The sequence below is a fragment of the Methylophaga sp. F-2 genome (assembly GCF_056859315.1).
Genome location: NZ_JBSXOF010000019.1, coordinates 849,475 through 865,588 on the forward strand (window position 1 = coordinate 849,475; position 16,114 = coordinate 865,588).

The following is a 16,114-nucleotide window of genomic DNA, read 5'->3' on the forward strand; positions in this document are numbered from 1 at the left end:
AGACGCTAGCTTATTAAGGATGTTCAATCTGAATGAGAACAAAAGCACTCATCAATTGACATTGAATAATTGGATTGGAAAAGTCTACTACTTAACAGCAGATGCAGTCAGTCGCCGAATAAGCTAAATCATATCAAATGCGATGACTTTCTCGCCGTTTCGACTCTTCTCAAAGTTAGACACAACTTGAGCCAGAGTAATGCCATCAAGATACACACGAATCTGATCACTTAGGCTTTGCCATAACTCATGACTTAAACACTGCTCATGGCCATGACAATTTTGTCGGCCTTCGCACTGGGTACTATCCACTTTTTCATCAACAGCAGAGATAACATCTAAAACAGTAATGGTGTCTGCCGCCCGACTTAATCGATATCCACCACCCGGACCACGAGAACTGCTAACAAGACCTTGTTTTCGCAGTCTGGCAAATAACTGTTCCAGATAAGATAAAGAGATACCTTGTCTTTCTGAAATATCTGCCAGTGTTATCGCGCCTACGCCATAATTGAGGCTGAGATCGAGCATCGCAGTCACCGCGTAGCGACCTTTTGTGGTTAAACGCATTCTTACCAATCCAGAATAAACTTTATCCAGTAAAGTTTACATGCCTGACTATTTTAGTCAACTTTTATTCTCTTCATTATCTTTATAGATATCACAGCCTTCCAGATCCGGCATTTCCACGTCTGGTAACTCGCCTCCGAGCCTGTGAATTGTTTTGCACATGGCATCAACGCGCTTATCCATCGCATGAACATGCTGAATTAAACCATGAATAGCGGAAGCTACCGGGTCCATGGTTTTACTCGATGTGCCATAGGCATCAAAGCCCACAGATTGAGCCAGTTTCTGGCGCTGTTTTTCATCTTCACTCAGATTCGTTTTAACGACTCTGCCCGGCACACCAACAACAGTGTCGCCTGAGGCCACATCTTTAACCACCACGGCATTAGAACCAATACGAGCACCATCATGAAGTGTAATCGGTCCAAGCACTTTCGCTCCGGCACCGACTACAATATTATTGCCCAGCGTTGGATGACGTTTGCCTTCTTTCCATGATGTACCACCTAATGTCACACCATGATAAAGCGTCACATCATCACCAATTTCAGCAGTTTCCCCAATCACCACACCCATGCCATGGTCGATAAAAAAGCGACGACCAATCTTCGCGCCCGGATGAATTTCAATCCCCGTCAACCAACGAGCAATCGACGAAATAAACTTCGCTAACCACTTCCAGTTTGAACGCCACAGCCAATGGCTCAACCGATGACATTGCAGTGCATGCACACCAGGATAAGTTGTGACAATTTCAAAGACATTACGCGCTGCTGGATCACGATCAAATACACAAGAAATATCTTCTTTGATACGTTCCCAACGGCTTATATTTTCTGTCATTCTTTCCTCGCTTTGGTTTCTGCTGCACGCAAAATACCATGCATAATTTGTAGTTCATTACGATCCAGATCAGCCCGGTTGAATAAGCGACGAATCCGCCGTAATAAATACCGTGGATTCTCTGGGTCCAGAAAACCAATCGTCGTTAATGAACGCTCAAAGTGATCATATAAGTGAGCTAAATCGTCGGCTGTTATCGCTTCACGCTCTTCACCAATTCGGCCATGATCAATATTGGGCTGAAAGCTCATTCTGAGTTCATAGGCCACAACTTGTACAGCGGCCGCCAGATTTAAAGAACTATAGTCCGGGTTGGCAGGAATATTAACTAAGTACTGACAACGATCGATCTCTTCATTAGATAGACCAGAGTGCTCACGACCAAACACAATAGCTATATGCGTGTCATCATCGAATTTTTCAAGTTGCGTGACAGCTTCACGTGGATTCATCACTGGCACATGCAAGTGACGCAAGCGTGCACTCATCGCAAAAGCATAATGACATCCAACCAGAGCCTCATCGAGACTATCATGAACCACGGCACGGTGTAATACATCATCAGCACCCGATGCCCGCGTAGTCGCTTCAGCACTTGGGTAAATTTTTGGCGAGACAAGATGTAAATTCGTTATCCCCATCGTTTTCATTGCTCTGGCAGCGGCACCAATATTACCCGGGTGCGTTGTCCCTACCAGCACAAAACGAACATTATCCAACGACTTCATTATTATTCCTTGTTATAAACATGGCATCACCGTAACTGAAAAACCGATAACGCTGCTGGATAGCATGCTGATATGCATCCATGATGTGCTGTTTACCTGCGAAAGCAGAGACGAGCATTAATAATGTTGACTCAGACAGATGAAAATTCGTCACCATGGCATCAACACTTTTAAATTGGTAACCGGGATAAATAAAAATATCCGTTTCACCTTGATAAGCTGAAATCTCGCCATTAACAGAAGCCGACTCTAAAGCACGAACACTGGTAGTGCCCACTGCAATTACACGACCACCGCGTGCCCTTGTTGCTTTGACTTGTTCTGCCACCTGTTCGCTGACATCGATCACTTCTTTATGCATTTGATGCGACCGAACATCATCCACTCTGACAGGTTGGAATGTACCAGCGCCCACATGCAAAGTTAACTCTGCTGTTTCAATACCCGCTTCACGGATTCTATTTAATAACGCTTCATCAAAATGCAGACCTGCTGTTGGTGCTGCTACCGCACCGACATTTCGGGCATAAACGGTTTGATAACGGTCTAAATCTTCCTTATCAACTTCCCTTTCAATATAAGGTGGTAACGGCAGTCGTCCATACGCTTCTAATGCATCAATAACAGACTCAATACCGTGAAATTTAAGTTCAAATAAGGCATCGTGACGGCCCAACACTTCTACATCAAGGGCGCCCTCCAGTTGTAAATGACGGCCTGCAGCAGGCGATTTACTACTTCTTATATGGGCTAACACCCGACTTTCATCAAGTACACGTTCAATTAATACTTCCACTTTGCCACCACTATCCTTCACGCCAAACAGTCGTGCAGGGATGACTTTGGTGTTATTAAACACCAATAAATCAGTCGGGTTCAGCAGAAATAAAAGATCGGTAAATTGTAAATCCTGACGCTGTCCATTATTCCCATCCAAAAACAATAATCGACTGGACGTTCGGTTTTCAGAAGGATATTGGGCGATCAGCTCTTCGGGCAAATCAAATTGGAAGTCACTCGTTTTCATGGCGCGATCATAGCAAAATGTCTATGAAAACAGCATTTAATTAATACAAATCACCATGATTTGTGTGGAATAAATGTACCTTTAGCTATTACTATCAACCAGTTAGATTTTAGTGTGGATAACAAATGAAAATCGGTCTTCCCATCCACAGGGGTAGACGTTATAATTTCGCGCTTAGGTTGCCGGGGTGGCGGAACTGGTAGACGCGCCGGATTCAAAATCCGGTTGGGGAAACTCAGTGTGGGTTCGATTCCCACCCTCGGTACCAACCTAATATCTAGCTCTCATAAATCTATATATTTCTCAATAGCTTAACAAGAACATGATTATATAGTCATGTCTGTCGGCTTTCGATTATTTTAGAAATTCATGCCAGCACTAACATCCAAGAAACTTTTTCTGGATTGTTTTAACAAACTTTACTGTTTGTTAATTGATAATACATTTATCCGTTTTGCAATCATGGTAAAAACCTTGCTCTGTGTAGCTTAATCGCTGGATAAAACTTGGGGCGGCAAACGCCCACTTTGGATGACATCAGGGGTGTAATGTTTTGTTAAGTGGGGCTTGCCATAGAAAAAAAGCGGGCATCTAAAAAGCAACAATTTGAAGCCGAGGAGAGTAAGAGAGAGGTGTAACTGATACCCGCGATTTAGAAAATATAGCATTCAATTATGACTGTTTTATGAATCGACCAATTATCTTTGTTTGAGCTCTGCAAATAACAAAAGATAAGTTCTAACGGCTTACCCTGAATAGCAGATAACTTGCTCAGCTTCACCAAAGGCATAGATAAAACAGCCTCTCCCCTACCACTTTAAATTCACAGCTAGCCGTTTATCCTGTCTGTTTTTCAAGTAATCGTTTTATCAATGCAAAAGATACCGGCTTTTCTTCTAAAATCACATTGTCTGGCAGGGTCAGCTTTTTCATTAAAGCCGCTTTATCGTGTTGGGTCATGATAATAATTTTGGCATGCTGGGTTTCGTTGTTCTTTCTGATAGCACGAGCCATATTTATCACATCGATATCATCCATATCCCAATCAACCATAATGAGGTTTGGTTTATGAAGACCAGACATAATCAACGCATCTAAGCCACAATCTGTTATGTGGATATTGGTCGGTAAGCCTTCCTGCCACTGCAGCAACTGAGATTCATATAATTTAGATAAGTCACGGTCTTTATCAACAAGTAAAACTGTCAGCTCAGCGTTCAGATTGATCGTCGAGTTTTTAGATATTTTTAGCTCTTCAGGAATCGGTTTCCCTAATTTCTCAGCAAGTCGAATCACTTCATCTTCAGAGATTCGTCTATGGCCGCCCAGTGTTTTTACAACATTAATTAAGCCGTTATTTGCCCATAGCTGTATGGTTCTGGCGGTAACACCAAGTAAGCTGGCAAGTTGAGTAGTGGTAAACAATCTTTTTTCCATAACAATCACACCATATTAAGTTGTGTGCAATAGTTTACACTAATTTAAGCTTTTTTTTGATTTTACGCTTAGATTGGGGCAATAAGTAAAATTAGTTATAAATTTGAAAGCCAGGCACTAGCTATTGTACTAATATGAAAGACAATTAAGACTTTTGAAAACAAGAGGTATTACCATGGATACAAGTTTGCATTCACTGGAAAATTTATTTCTTCAGTTGGGTTTGGATAATAGTTCTGCAGCTATGGATGAGTTCATAAAACAGCATAAGCTAGAGCCGGAACAGCCTATCGAACAAGCTGAGTTCTGGACAGCCTCACAAAAAGCGTTCATTCAGGAGTGTTTATCAGAAGATTCAGACTGGGCAGAAGTGGTCGATCAACTCAATGTGCTGCTTCATGAATAACTAGCGAATAGATCGATACGTTTCTAAACGGTCACGCTTGGTCAAAACAATTTGCCAAAGCTGTCCCTGGCGTGACTTGAAGAATCCGGCGCAGCTCATCAGGTAATATTTCCACATACGGTAGAAACGCTGGCTGTATTTTTGTGACAGCTCTGGCCAGGCTTCCTCAAACCTGTCCCACCAGGCGAGGAGTGTCAGCGCATAGTCTTGTCCAAAGTTATGCCAATCCTCTATCACCATACGTTTGTTTAAAACCCCTGCTATCTGCTCGGCTGATGGCAGTTTTCCATTTCTGAAAATATATTTATCAATCCAGGGATCAACACGATGGATAGTTTTATATATCCCGATTGTATGCAGAAGAAATAAACCGTCGTCTTTCAGTAAACGATTTACGGTGTCGAAATAAATGGGGTAATTTTTTTCACCCACATGCTCAAACATCCCCACTGAAACAATCTTGTCAAACTGGCCTTCTAAGTCGCGATAGTCGGTCAGACGAATTTCAACAGGTAAGCCTTGGCAACGTTGTTGAGCTAATTTTTGCTGCTCTTGAGAGATGGTGATACCTAACACTTCAACACCATAGTTTTTTGCTGCATGTCTGGCTAAGCCTCCCCAACCACAGCCTATTTCAAGTAGTTTCTCGCCGGCTTTGAGCTGCAGTTTTTTACAGATCATGTCCAGCTTATCCAGCTGGGCTTGTTCCAGTGTATCGGCGTTTTGCCAGAAACCACATGAATAACTCATCGTCGGATCCAGCATAGCTTCAAACACATTATTGCCAATATCATAATGCTGCTCACCGACCTGATAAGCCCGCTTTACGGTTTGCAGATTAAAAAAACGATGACGGAGACTTTGAAAAATTAATGCAAATTTGCCCACACCGACCAGGTGTTCTTCAATATTGGCTCGCATGATTCGATAGAAAAGCTCATCCAGGCGTTCACTGTCCCAAAGGCCATCCATATAACTTTCACCAAAGCCTAATGAGCCTTTGGTCAATATCTGGGAGTAAACATCACGATGATGAACCTGAATGTCCCAAGGTTCATTGCCATTAAAGCGTACATCACACTGTTTGGCTAAATCACGTAGAACAGCAGGTGGAGTTATAGAAGCCCGGCTTGGAGGGGAAGAGATGATGGCATCATCACTTTTATCATACTGCTTAAACCTAGTCATGCTTTTCCCGACCTCCAGAGAATGAGCGTGAATAAATTGAAGAATCTACAATAATCCGTAAGTTACCTAGTTACAGGATAAATTACAATCCGTGTAATTACGTATCTAATATAAAAAAACCCGAACAGACTTTGTCTTGTTCGGGTTTATGTAATTGGTAATGTGTTGTCTATTATTCTGCTTCTTTAACAATTTGTGCTTGATGGTAGTTTTGTAGACCCATTTTTTCAATCAGACCAAGCTGTGTTTCTAACCAGTCAACATGCTCTTCTTCTGAATTTAAAATATCCTGGAATAAATCACGGGTAACGTAGTCACCCACTGACTCACAATATTTAATCGCTTCCTGTAGATCCGGAATAGCGTCTAATTCTAGAGCTAAATCACTTTCCAGCATTTCTTTTGTGTTTTCACCGATACGCAGTGCACCAAGATCCTGCAGGTTAGGTAGACCTTCCAAAAATAAAACACGCTCGGTTAATTTGTCAGCGTGTTTCATTTCATCTATCGACTCATGATATTCATGTTCGTATAGATTATGTAAGCCCCAATCTTTATACATTTTGGCATGAAGAAAATATTGGTTAATGGCTACCAGTTCATTTCCTAATACTTTATTTAAATATTCGATAACTTTTTTATCGCCTTTCATAACAACCCCTCATTTTTGTATAAAGTTGCCATGATTATCGTTTGTCTTTTTCAAATGTCAAAGCTAAACGACTGTTTTAAAAATAAAATCGGAATTATTATCATCTAGATTGAAATATATCCATCGCAGTAGACGAAATCCGTTAAGTGAGATTTTTCGGGATAAAAATCAAAAACACCTTAGTGTTTATCAACTTAGCTTAGATGAGTAGAAAGAACTTGGCCTTGCTGGAAACAGCTAACTGTTACAGATTGGACTGATGGTAATAATGAGAATCGCTAAGGATTAAAATGAGTTAAAAACAGATTGCGGGAAGATTAGCCTTCGCCTGAACAAGCTGAAGCCATAACATCAGTCTGTTCGAAGTCATTCAACATACGGTTGACTTTAAATTGGCATTTACCACAACATGCAGATGCGCCCGTCTGTTCACGAATATGATGCAGCGTGTTTGCACCGGACTCCATCGCCTCGGTAATGGTGTCTGAGTTCACATTGTTACAGATACATACAATCATTGTAGTGCCTATTCTTTAAGTCTTGGATGTTAATGATAATGATTGTTATTTAATGAGTCAATTGTATTTTTAGATTATTCCTAAACAAAATAATGACTTTTTCACAAACCGCATACATCAATACGTTATGCTTACGCTGCACCCGATAAATAGTAAGGACGAAGAGATGAAGATTAACCCAGCCACCGTACTCATTGTCGAAGATCATCAGGATCTTGCGGCGAATGTCGGGGACTTTTTAGAGGAAGGCGGCATGACGGTCGATTTTGCCGCTGATGGTTTGACCGCATTAAAGCTATGCAGCCAGAACCACTATGATGCTGTTGTGTTGGATGTGATGATGCCGGGCATCGATGGATTTGAAGTCTGTGAACGTATACGCGGTGAGCTACAGTTGGACATGCCCATAGTCATGCTGACAGCCAGAGATACACTAGATGATAAGTTGAGTGGCTTTGAATACGGCGCTGATGACTATTTAATCAAACCATTTGAGATGAAAGAGCTGGAAGCAAGATTGATCTCGCATATCCGCCGCCATCGGGGTGAGATGGATACAAAATCATTACAGATTGCTGATATGGTGTTTGATCCGAAAACCATGCGCGTCACTCGTGAAGGTGAAACAATTCGGCTCTCGCCGATCATGCTGCAGATTCTAAAAATTCTGATGCGTGAGTCACCCAAGCTGGTCACCCGCGAAAAGCTGGAAACCGAAATCTGGGGTGAAGACACACCGGATAGCGATACATTACGTAGCCACCTCTATAATCTCAGAAAACTGATTGATAAACCGTATCAGCAGCATTTGCTGCACACCATTCCTGGTGTGGGTTATAAGCTATGTGAAGAAAAAGACTTGTAAAGACTAGATTTCTATCTGTGATTTAGGGAAATGCACACTCACTTCCGTGCCTTTGCCTAATTCACTGGTAACGCGAAGATGCCAGTCATAGCGATTACACAAGCGTTTTACGATGGTCATGCCCAAACCATAGCCCTTCTCGTTATTATTCCCCTCTCCCCGATAAAAAGGCTCAAACACATTTTTGACTTGTTGTTCACTCATGCCGACACCACTATCGGTGATCGAAAAACCTTGCTCCCAGATTTTTATCACTATATTTCCTTGGGGAGTGTAATTAAAGGCATTACGCAGTAAGTTACTCATTAAAATAGAAACAACCGATTCAGGTGCCTTCACGACTAATTTCGCTTGTTCATCAACGCTGACACTCACCGCTTTATCTTTGAATAAAGACTCAAGCGTATCCAGCTGTTTCAATGCCATCGAGTTAATATCAACATCCTGAACCGGCAGTACCGCCTTTTCTTCTCTGGCCAGGATTAGTAAGGTTTCAATCAACGATTCCATATCATACAAAGTACGATATACCCGTCGCATCGTTTTATCATTAGCGACATCATAGCGACGTTCGAGTAATTCCATCGCACTTCGGATAACAGCAATCGGAGTCCTCAATTCATGACTGGCATCACGGGTAAAATGACGTTCCCTATCAATAAACAGTTCAAGGCGCTGAGTAAATTGATCCAGCGCTCCCACTAAACTCGACACTTCATCATCAGGAATATCACGCAATTCCTGCAAATCAAAATCAGGGAGACTGCCATATCTGATTTCGGCTTGTCTCACTGACTTAGCTAACTTCACTATTGGGGATACGGCTTTATGGGATTGACGATAAGCTATCCATGCCAGGATATATAACACGACTAAAACCCCCGCCAGTGGCAATATGCCAAACAATAAGGCCAGACGAGAGACTTTCACTTCATCAAAAATAAGATAAAGTCGCTGATTACCTTTATCTTCTATATAAACAATTGGTGTTTCCTGATTCACTTTTGTGCGCTGATAACCTGGTGACAGGTGAATCAAATCTTTAGGTAAAGAGGAATAATCGCCATTCGTGCTCAGGTAAGCCTTTAAATTCATGGTATCGGGTGGAGAGAAATTGGGGTTTTGCTCTCGCATTTCCCAAAAGTGCTGAGCTTCGCCCTCTAAGGCTTTGCGAACCAACATCCCTTCCACCATCACTTTGGCAGCATAGATGCCGCCGACGGTCACCAGACTGATTAATGCAACCTGTATCAGGAAGACTTTGATTAACTTGGCATGAAGGGTGGTTTTATTTTTCGCCATCAGTTACTCATTTTTTCACAAAAAGATAATGCCCCACTAACCACTGATTACCATTATCAAAGCCAAATAATTCGGCACATGCCATAAAAAACAAACGCCAGCGCTGTAACCAGGTATCAGCCTCATCCCCATAGACTTGCTGGAATAAACGTAACACATTGGCCTCATTTTTATCGGTATTTTCCAGCCAGGCCTCGGCTGTTTTCTGATAGTGGCTGCCATTGATCAACCACTGCTGCTCTATGGACAGTTCAGACTGGAAATACAATAAGGTATCAGCAGATGGCATTAAACCACCGGTAAAAAAATAGCGTCCCATCCAATTATCGTCCCCTTCCGTTTCAAAGGGATAAACCACTTCTCGATGACAGAAAATATGAACAAATAACTTACCTTGCGGTTTTAGCCAATGAGCAATCTTATCGAATAAGCGCTGATAATTACGCATGTGTTCGAACATCTCCACCGACACTACTCGATCGTATTGCTGGTCCAGTTCCAGCTCATTGACATCACAGGTGATTACCTGAACATTACTTAGTCCCCGCTCGTGTAATTGTTTTTCGATATATTTTCTTTGTGAGTGAGAATTAGACACAGCAGTAATTTTGGCAAACGGCAGCTTTTCTGCCATATAAATTGTTAACGATCCCCAGCCACAGCCCAGTTCAAGGATCTGCTGTCCATTCTTGAGCTCGGCTCGCTGCAGGTAAATATCCAGCATCGCTTCTTCGGCATCATCGAGCGTCAGACAACTGTTGGTCCAATAGCAACCGCTGTACTTAAAGCGTTTACCCAGCACTTCTTTATAAAACTCGGCCGGCACTTCGTAGTGTTGTTCATTGGCCGCCTGTGTTTCTATCGCTATTGGACTTCGTTTTAATTGTTCAATACAGTGTTGTTTACGCTGACTGAGTTTATCCGGTTCAAAGGCAGATTCATCTTTTAAGCGCTGTTTCAATAATTGCCGTATCCCTATGCGAATCAGGCTATCCGGAAACCACTTTTTTTCTGCCAAATCAATCATGCCCATTTTTCTTTCTCCAAGGGATAAATGCACTGGTTGTTTGTTGATACTGACGGTAAGCCTCACCGCGACTTCTGATAGCTTGTTGTTCGGTATAGGGAATGCCGGTAATGAAATACAAAAAGGCAAACATCACCACGGGCATCAGCCATAACCACTCACCACCAGCCATGCCGATGGCTATAACCGGGTAACTGAACCAGTGACACCATTCAAAAAAATAATTGGGATGACGAGAATAAAACCACAAACCTTGTTGGCAAACCTTGCCTTTATTAGCCGGGTTTTGTCTGAACTCGGCCAGTTGTTTATCAGCGATATATACGCCTACCCAGGCACCAATGGCCAAAATAAAGGCAAGCACAAGCCAAATGATTTGAAACGTCTCAACCTGTGCCAGCCACCAAATCGGTAAGGTAAATCCCCATGCTAATACGGCCTGAAACTGGAAAAAGAAAAAATGATTGCGGTGGGTTTTATCCCCCCAATAGTCGCGAAGATAGCGATAACGACCATCTTCAGGTTCTGAAAAAACACGTGCTGAAAGATGAACAAATAAGCGCAAATACCAAAGGCTCATTAATGCTGCACTGGCAATTCTTAATACAATGTCACCGTCCATCTGCCAGGCATACATAATGGGCAAACATACCATCAGTGCCGACCAGAGCACATCCACTACACCGGCATTATTAGTTTTCCCTTCATAAATCCAGCCTATCAGCATGGTGATGCTGGCGATTAAAAGACTCAGCTCAAGCATGTTCTGCCTCCTCTCTTTCTCGCCAATGGTTTGCAAAACGCATTAGAACAGGAATCCAGATAGCCCAGCTTATCGATACCACAGCTAATGCCAGAAATGGCGTATTGAGCGTGACGGCACCAGCTTCACTGCCAGCATAGTAAGATAAAGGAGCTGCGACAATGCACAATAATGTTAATAAAGCAGGCTTGTGTTGCAGCCAGCTCAGCGAATGATTCAAGGTCAACATAAAGTTGATCCATAAACAGCCAATCCACCAGGGAGCAAGATAAACAAAGGTTTTATCGGCATAGTTCATTAGCATCGTATTCAGCCAGATACTGTCTAACAGCATCCCTGCTATCAACCCCAATAAAATCAGCTTGATATCCGTTTTTTTCCATGGACTCAGCCAGAGCTGGATAATAATAAATAGGGCGGTTGCTATCAGCGCATAACGGCTGCTCTCAGCAGCGGCAGAGAAGATACTGATAAACCAGACCAACTGAAAAGCAATAAAGTTAAAGATATTAGCCACGTCCGGGAATCCACGATGGCTGTCGGTTTCCTGGTTTACTGAAAACTAAATGAACATCACTGATGCTGCGTTCAATAAAACCACCTTCGCAGTAACAAAGATAAAACTCCCACATTCTTATAAAGCGATCGTCGTACCCCATCACCTTGACGTCATCGAGTTTATCGAAGAAACGTTCACGCCATATCTGCAGAGTTTTGGCATAACTTGTACCGATATCTTCCAAATTGCTGAGTTTCATTTCCGCTTTTGCTGCTGAATTCACCAAGACACTGACACAAGGAATAAAACTACCGGGGAAGATAAATCGCTTAATAAAATCGACCGACTTAACAGCCTGCTGATAACGGTGGTCTTCCAGTGTAATTGCCTGTATAACGGCGATACCGTCGGCTTTTAACAAATCACTACAACGCTGAAAAAATTCATCAATAAAATGATGGCCTACAGCCTCAACCATTTCTATCGAGATAAGCTTGTCGTACTGCCCCTCTAAGTCCCGATAGTCTTCCAGTAATACGGTGACTTTGTCTTGCAGGTTATATTCACGCACACGACGAATCGCGTAGTCGTATTGTTGCTGAGAAATAGTTGTGGTGGTTACCCGACAACCATAATGAAGGGCGGCATAAACAGCACATCCGCCCCAGCCTGTGCCAATTTCCAATAAATGATCGTCAGGTTGTAAATCCAGCTTATCGCACAAGCGCGCGAGTTTATTACTTTGTGCCTGCTCTAAACTCTCAGCTGAATCGTAATAAAGTGCAGACGAATACATCATATGCTCACGATCCAGGAATAACTCAAACAGGTCGTTACCCAGATCGTAATGGGCGGCAATATTTTTGCGGCTGCCAGCACGAGTATTTTTTCTCAGCCAGTGCACGCCTTGCATTAATAAACCTGCCAGTCTGGCTATTCCCTGCTCCATGCCATCCACCAGATGTCGGTTTCTGACAAATAAGCGTATTAGTCGGGTTAAATCATCCGTTTGCCATTCGGCATCCATGTAAGATTCAGCTACACCGACTGAGCCGCCTAATACCGCTGCTTCAAAAAAATGCGGATGTTTAACAAAAATATGACTTTTTAATTCAGCCGTTGGGTCACCAAACTCAAGTCTTAGGTCAGCCATTTCAATCACTAAAAATCCTTCTTCAAAACGTGCTAGCTGCTTACAAAGAAGATGCATACAGAGACGATGAAATGGGCTGATTCTCAAAGAATTTTGTCGGTTTGCATGAATTGGTGGTGTCATGATTTATCCTTCAAAGAGGCTTTATCTCGATCGCGATGATTTTCTGATGATGTGTGTGGATGACTATAAAAAGGTACTCTGCGTAACCAGAGTTTTAGCGCATGCCAGTAGATTCGCCAGACTATTTTGACGGTCTGCATCGGAAAATCTAATGGTAAGCGTGACATGGCCTTTTGGCTGAGAGCCTCGGCTTTTAGGGTCATGTCGGCTGTGAACTGTTTTTCATTGTGTCGAAACAAATGCATATCGATACTCAACGTATCGTCACGCCAGTAAAAACGCCATTCATATTGAATATCCATCGGCATAAAAGGCGAGATATGGAATTGTTTATCAAATACAGAAATGACCGACTGTGAATGCGTATTTTTCTCCGCTTTTAAAACATAACAATAACGTTCATCCCATGGTGTGTTATTGATATCAGCGAGTACATATTCCAGCTGTCCCTGATGATTAACACAAAAGTAAAAACTCACCGGATTAAAGACAAAACCGAGGTAACGGGGGTGTGTCAGCAGATAAACCTTGCCCGAGAATTGTTCGCCGGTACGTTTAAAAATGAATGACTCAACGGTAGTTTTTAAATCACCGGAATGCCTGCCAAGATAATCTTTACGCTTAAAGCTGATTAGATTAAACCGCTCAACCGACCACCAGCGATTTTCCTCAAAGGTGGAAGCAATCTCATCAACATCGAGCATTAACATAGCGATGGGATAGCGAAATTGATGAAATTTCGGGCTGACACGGGTGTGGCTGACTTCTCCTTTCATTAATGCTGTGGAAAACATCTTATTCAGCCTTCCCGTTAATTTGCTGCACAACGTTTAGAGCACTGCGAACCCCATCTTCATGGAATCCCCATCCCCAATAAGCGCCACAAAAGTAGGTTTGGCGCTGGCCAGAAATATCAGCCCAGCGTTGCTGTGCAGCCATGGTCTTTTCGTTATACACCGGATGAGCGTAATGGCGCTCCACCAATACTTTTTCAGGATCAACACGCTCTGCAGAGTTAAGAGAAACGACAAACTCGACTGGCGCCTCTAATTTTTGCAGGGTATTCATGTGATAAGAAACGGTGCACTTCTCTTGTAGCGCCGGGCTCACATATACATTCCAGCTTGCCCAGGCCGCTTTATTAGGCGGCAGCACTGACTCATCTGTATGCAACTGCATATGGTTTTTCTGATAGTCAATATTGCCTAAGACGGTGGCCTCGTCATAACTGGAGTCGGCCAGAATCGATAAAGCCTGATCGGAGTGGCAAGCTAATACGATAGCATCAAATGACTGTTCTTGACCGTTGACTGTCACTACCACACCGTTATCGATACGCTGAATTTTTTCAACGGCTGAACTGTGATGAATCTGCCCAGAAAACCTTTTAATAAATTGGTTTATATACTGATTTGATCCACCATCAACAACACGCCACTGTGGACGTCTGGTCAGCGATAACATCTTGTGGTTAGCCATAAAGGCAATCAGGTACCGTACTGGCATTTCCAGCAGACTGACAGAAGGACCGGACCACAATGCACAGGCCATGGGAATCAGATGGTCATGAATAAAAACATCACTGTAATGATGTTTTTTCAAATACTCCCCAACCGTTTGAGTATTATTCGGCTGTTTAAGAATATCGGGAGATTGTTTATAAAATCTCACAATATCCCTAATCATGCGATAAAAGTTGGGGTTGACGAGGTTTTTACGCTGACAGAATAATTTATTGAGATTGGTGGCATTGTAGTGCAAGCCGGTATCAGCATTATGCACACTGAAGCTCATTTCAGTGTCAAAGGCATCCACTTCCAACTCACGTAATAACTGGCTGAAATTGGGGTAGTTGTATTCATTAAAAACAATAAAGCCAGTGTCTACGGACCACGTCTTACCTGCGATATCAATTTGATGGGTATCTGTATGTCCGCCAATGTAATCATTAGCTTCAAACAAGCTAACATCATGCTGTTTAGATAAATACCATGCGGCTGTTACCCCAGAAATCCCGCCACCAACAATCGCAATTTTCATTTAATCACCTGTATCCCAGCTCGGTGATCACGCTTTTCAGCTGAAATGGTTCGCATATCCCATATCAGCCCCAGTTTTTTCATTAAAACAAGTAAATAGAAGCTGATATCAATTTCCCACCAATAAAAGCCTTGTCTGGCCGATGACGCATGATAATGATGATTGTTATGCCAGCCTTCCCCCAGTGTTAATAACGCCAGCCAAAAATTGTTTCGGCTACCATCCTCGGTGTTATATCGGCGTTTACCCCATTTATGGGCCAGAGAATTGATGAGTAAAGTTGCATGAAGCAGCACAACGGTTGAAATGAAATAGCCCCACACCAGCATCTGCCAGCCATTGGTCTGCCACTCAGGTTTGATCCAGTTTAACCATTCACCAAAGCCAAATAAGGCTATCGCCAGTATGACTGGCATCGCAATATCAAACCTGTCGAGCCAGCGTAACTCAGGATAACGCGTCAAATCTTTCACAAGGCGATAGTCCGCCTGAAAGTAACGCTTTGTCAGAAACCAGCCGAGATGACTCCATAAAAAACCATCATTCGGTGAATGCGGATCCGATGCGGTATCAGCATGGCGATGATGTTGACGATGATGGGCAGCCCACCAGATGGGACCACGTTGTGTTGAACAAGCACCAATCGCCGCAAAGATAAACTGCACCGGCCTGCTTGTTTTAAATGACTTGTGAGCAAAATAACGGTGATAAAAAGCGGTGATGGCAAACATTCTGATGAAATACAACAAGGCAGCGGTTATCAGAGCAACAGGTGATACGCCCACCCAAAAAACAGCGAGACAGGCTAAATGCAGTGCGATAAACGGTATGATTCTAAACCAATCAATCGTGTTATCGACCGTGGCATTCACCTTGTCGTATTTACTATCAAACCAGTATCTGAGCGATTTCATATCAGTCCTTCAAACATGGAAATAGCGTATTGAGCAATCTGTGAATTTGATGTGAAACA

Annotated in this window: 18 protein-coding genes and 1 tRNA gene; 3 read left to right on the forward strand and 16 right to left on the reverse strand. The window is 42.7% G+C overall.

Annotated features, from left to right (window positions below; all coding sequences use genetic code 11):
• Positions 1-123: 123 nt before the first annotated feature.
• The 4 genes from AC13DA_RS13345 to queA are packed head-to-tail and all read right to left on the reverse strand — an operon-like array spanning position 124 to position 3,168.
• On the reverse strand, positions 124-570 hold the full coding sequence (locus tag AC13DA_RS13345) for an Rrf2 family transcriptional regulator (RefSeq protein WP_007145544.1): 447 nt from the start codon (positions 568-570) through the stop codon (positions 124-126).
• 57 nt (positions 571-627) lie between these two features.
• Entirely contained in the window at positions 628-1,413 is a 786-nt protein-coding gene (gene cysE / locus AC13DA_RS13350; RefSeq protein WP_273181960.1) for a serine O-acetyltransferase, read from the reverse strand.
• A complete protein-coding gene (locus AC13DA_RS13355; protein WP_007145546.1) occupies positions 1,410-2,141 on the reverse strand; it encodes an RNA methyltransferase in 732 nt (243 codons plus the stop codon). Before AC13DA_RS13355 ends, cysE begins: the two co-directional genes overlap by 4 nt.
• The gene (queA, locus tag AC13DA_RS13360) at positions 2,125-3,168 is read right to left on the reverse strand and encodes a tRNA preQ1(34) S-adenosylmethionine ribosyltransferase-isomerase QueA (RefSeq protein ID WP_284452102.1); all 1,044 of its coding nucleotides are present in this window, start codon (positions 3,166-3,168) and stop codon (positions 2,125-2,127) included. The genes AC13DA_RS13355 and queA overlap by 17 nt, the downstream gene beginning before the upstream one ends.
• Before the next feature lie 181 nt (positions 3,169-3,349).
• Here queA and AC13DA_RS13365 point away from each other — a divergent pair.
• Positions 3,350-3,436, forward strand: a tRNA-Leu gene (locus AC13DA_RS13365).
• A 569-nt stretch (positions 3,437-4,005) separates the two neighbouring features.
• Here AC13DA_RS13365 and AC13DA_RS13370 read toward each other — a convergent pair.
• Complete coding sequence (locus tag AC13DA_RS13370) at positions 4,006-4,605, reverse strand: helix-turn-helix domain-containing protein (RefSeq protein WP_007145549.1); 600 nt, start codon at positions 4,603-4,605, stop codon at positions 4,006-4,008.
• 175 nt (positions 4,606-4,780) lie between these two features.
• Here AC13DA_RS13370 and AC13DA_RS13375 point away from each other — a divergent pair, with 175 nt between their 5' ends.
• Complete coding sequence (locus AC13DA_RS13375; RefSeq protein WP_007145550.1) at positions 4,781-5,011, forward strand: DUF2789 domain-containing protein; 231 nt, start codon at positions 4,781-4,783, stop codon at positions 5,009-5,011.
• Here AC13DA_RS13375 and cfa read toward each other — a convergent pair whose 3' ends face one another.
• The 3 genes from cfa to AC13DA_RS13390 all read right to left on the reverse strand — a co-directional run bounded on the left by cfa (position 5,012) and on the right by AC13DA_RS13390 (position 7,369).
• Positions 5,012-6,199: a cyclopropane fatty acyl phospholipid synthase gene (gene cfa, locus AC13DA_RS13380; protein WP_284452103.1), complete on the reverse strand. Its 1,188-nt coding sequence runs from the start codon at positions 6,197-6,199 to the stop codon at positions 5,012-5,014.
• Positions 6,200-6,371: 172 nt separating this feature from the next.
• Entirely contained in the window at positions 6,372-6,851 is a 480-nt protein-coding gene (gene bfr / locus AC13DA_RS13385; protein ID WP_007145552.1) for a bacterioferritin, read from the reverse strand.
• Between the two features lie 317 nt (positions 6,852-7,168).
• Positions 7,169-7,369, reverse strand: coding sequence for a (2Fe-2S)-binding protein (locus tag AC13DA_RS13390; protein ID WP_007145553.1), 201 nt, complete (start codon positions 7,367-7,369; stop codon positions 7,169-7,171).
• A 166-nt stretch (positions 7,370-7,535) separates the two neighbouring features.
• On the opposite strand from AC13DA_RS13390, the gene AC13DA_RS13395 reads away from it, so the two are divergent.
• Positions 7,536-8,234 (forward strand): response regulator transcription factor, encoded by a 699-nt coding sequence (locus AC13DA_RS13395; protein WP_007145554.1) that lies wholly within the window; start codon positions 7,536-7,538, stop codon positions 8,232-8,234.
• Between the two features lie 3 nt (positions 8,235-8,237).
• Here the strand turns inward: AC13DA_RS13395 and AC13DA_RS13400 are convergent, their stop codons facing one another.
• The 8 genes from AC13DA_RS13400 to AC13DA_RS13435 are packed head-to-tail and all read right to left on the reverse strand — an operon-like array spanning position 8,238 to position 16,055.
• Positions 8,238-9,536, reverse strand: coding sequence for a sensor histidine kinase (locus AC13DA_RS13400; protein WP_007145555.1), 1,299 nt, complete (start codon positions 9,534-9,536; stop codon positions 8,238-8,240).
• 7 nt (positions 9,537-9,543) lie between these two features.
• Positions 9,544-10,569 (reverse strand): SAM-dependent methyltransferase, encoded by a 1,026-nt coding sequence (locus tag AC13DA_RS13405; RefSeq protein ID WP_284452104.1) that lies wholly within the window; start codon positions 10,567-10,569, stop codon positions 9,544-9,546.
• The gene (locus AC13DA_RS13410) at positions 10,556-11,326 is read right to left on the reverse strand and encodes a DUF1295 domain-containing protein (protein ID WP_007145557.1); all 771 of its coding nucleotides are present in this window, start codon (positions 11,324-11,326) and stop codon (positions 10,556-10,558) included. Before AC13DA_RS13410 ends, AC13DA_RS13405 begins: the two co-directional genes overlap by 14 nt.
• Positions 11,319-11,843 (reverse strand): DUF2878 domain-containing protein, encoded by a 525-nt coding sequence (locus AC13DA_RS13415; protein ID WP_273181976.1) that lies wholly within the window; start codon positions 11,841-11,843, stop codon positions 11,319-11,321. Before AC13DA_RS13415 ends, AC13DA_RS13410 begins: the two co-directional genes overlap by 8 nt.
• Complete coding sequence (locus AC13DA_RS13420) at positions 11,836-13,101, reverse strand: SAM-dependent methyltransferase (RefSeq protein ID WP_284452105.1); 1,266 nt, start codon at positions 13,099-13,101, stop codon at positions 11,836-11,838. The genes AC13DA_RS13415 and AC13DA_RS13420 overlap by 8 nt, the downstream gene beginning before the upstream one ends.
• Positions 13,098-13,895 carry a DUF1365 domain-containing protein gene (locus AC13DA_RS13425; protein WP_284452106.1) on the reverse strand — a complete coding sequence of 266 codons (798 nt, stop codon included), beginning with the start codon at positions 13,893-13,895 and terminating at the stop codon, positions 13,098-13,100. Before AC13DA_RS13425 ends, AC13DA_RS13420 begins: the two co-directional genes overlap by 4 nt.
• 1 nt (position 13,896) lies before the next feature.
• Positions 13,897-15,141, reverse strand: a complete 1,245-nt coding sequence (locus tag AC13DA_RS13430) for an NAD(P)/FAD-dependent oxidoreductase (protein ID WP_007145561.1) — start codon at positions 15,139-15,141, stop codon at positions 13,897-13,899.
• Complete coding sequence (locus tag AC13DA_RS13435) at positions 15,138-16,055, reverse strand: acyl-CoA desaturase (protein ID WP_284452107.1); 918 nt, start codon at positions 16,053-16,055, stop codon at positions 15,138-15,140. The genes AC13DA_RS13430 and AC13DA_RS13435 overlap by 4 nt, the downstream gene beginning before the upstream one ends.
• Positions 16,056-16,114 lie beyond the last annotated feature (59 nt).

Bases quoted from the DNA above. Each gene is read 5' to 3' on its own strand.
- AC13DA_RS13435 (WP_284452107.1), bottom strand. From the start codon at position 16,055: ATGAAATCGCTCAGATACTGGTTTGATAGTAAATACGACAAGGTGAAT.
- queA (WP_284452102.1), bottom strand. From the start codon at position 3,168: ATGAAAACGAGTGACTTCCAATTTGATTTGCCCGAAGAGCTGATCGCC.
- AC13DA_RS13420 (WP_284452105.1), bottom strand. From the start codon at position 13,101: ATGACACCACCAATTCATGCAAACCGACAAAATTCTTTGAGAATCAGC.
- AC13DA_RS13355 (WP_007145546.1), bottom strand. From the start codon at position 2,141: ATGAAGTCGTTGGATAATGTTCGTTTTGTGCTGGTAGGGACAACGCAC.
- AC13DA_RS13410 (WP_007145557.1), bottom strand. From the start codon at position 11,326: ATGCTTGAGCTGAGTCTTTTAATCGCCAGCATCACCATGCTGATAGGC.
- AC13DA_RS13425 (WP_284452106.1), bottom strand. From the start codon at position 13,895: ATGTTTTCCACAGCATTAATGAAAGGAGAAGTCAGCCACACCCGTGTC.
- AC13DA_RS13375 (WP_007145550.1), top strand. From the start codon at position 4,781: ATGGATACAAGTTTGCATTCACTGGAAAATTTATTTCTTCAGTTGGGT.
- AC13DA_RS13430 (WP_007145561.1), bottom strand. From the start codon at position 15,141: ATGAAAATTGCGATTGTTGGTGGCGGGATTTCTGGGGTAACAGCCGCA.
- cysE (WP_273181960.1), bottom strand. From the start codon at position 1,413: ATGACAGAAAATATAAGCCGTTGGGAACGTATCAAAGAAGATATTTCT.
- AC13DA_RS13345 (WP_007145544.1), bottom strand. From the start codon at position 570: ATGCGTTTAACCACAAAAGGTCGCTACGCGGTGACTGCGATGCTCGAT.
- AC13DA_RS13390 (WP_007145553.1), bottom strand. From the start codon at position 7,369: ATGATTGTATGTATCTGTAACAATGTGAACTCAGACACCATTACCGAG.
- AC13DA_RS13405 (WP_284452104.1), bottom strand. From the start codon at position 10,569: ATGGGCATGATTGATTTGGCAGAAAAAAAGTGGTTTCCGGATAGCCTG.
- AC13DA_RS13395 (WP_007145554.1), top strand. From the start codon at position 7,536: ATGAAGATTAACCCAGCCACCGTACTCATTGTCGAAGATCATCAGGAT.
- bfr (WP_007145552.1), bottom strand. From the start codon at position 6,851: ATGAAAGGCGATAAAAAAGTTATCGAATATTTAAATAAAGTATTAGGA.
- AC13DA_RS13400 (WP_007145555.1), bottom strand. From the start codon at position 9,536: ATGGCGAAAAATAAAACCACCCTTCATGCCAAGTTAATCAAAGTCTTC.
- cfa (WP_284452103.1), bottom strand. From the start codon at position 6,199: ATGACTAGGTTTAAGCAGTATGATAAAAGTGATGATGCCATCATCTCT.
- AC13DA_RS13370 (WP_007145549.1), bottom strand. From the start codon at position 4,605: ATGGAAAAAAGATTGTTTACCACTACTCAACTTGCCAGCTTACTTGGT.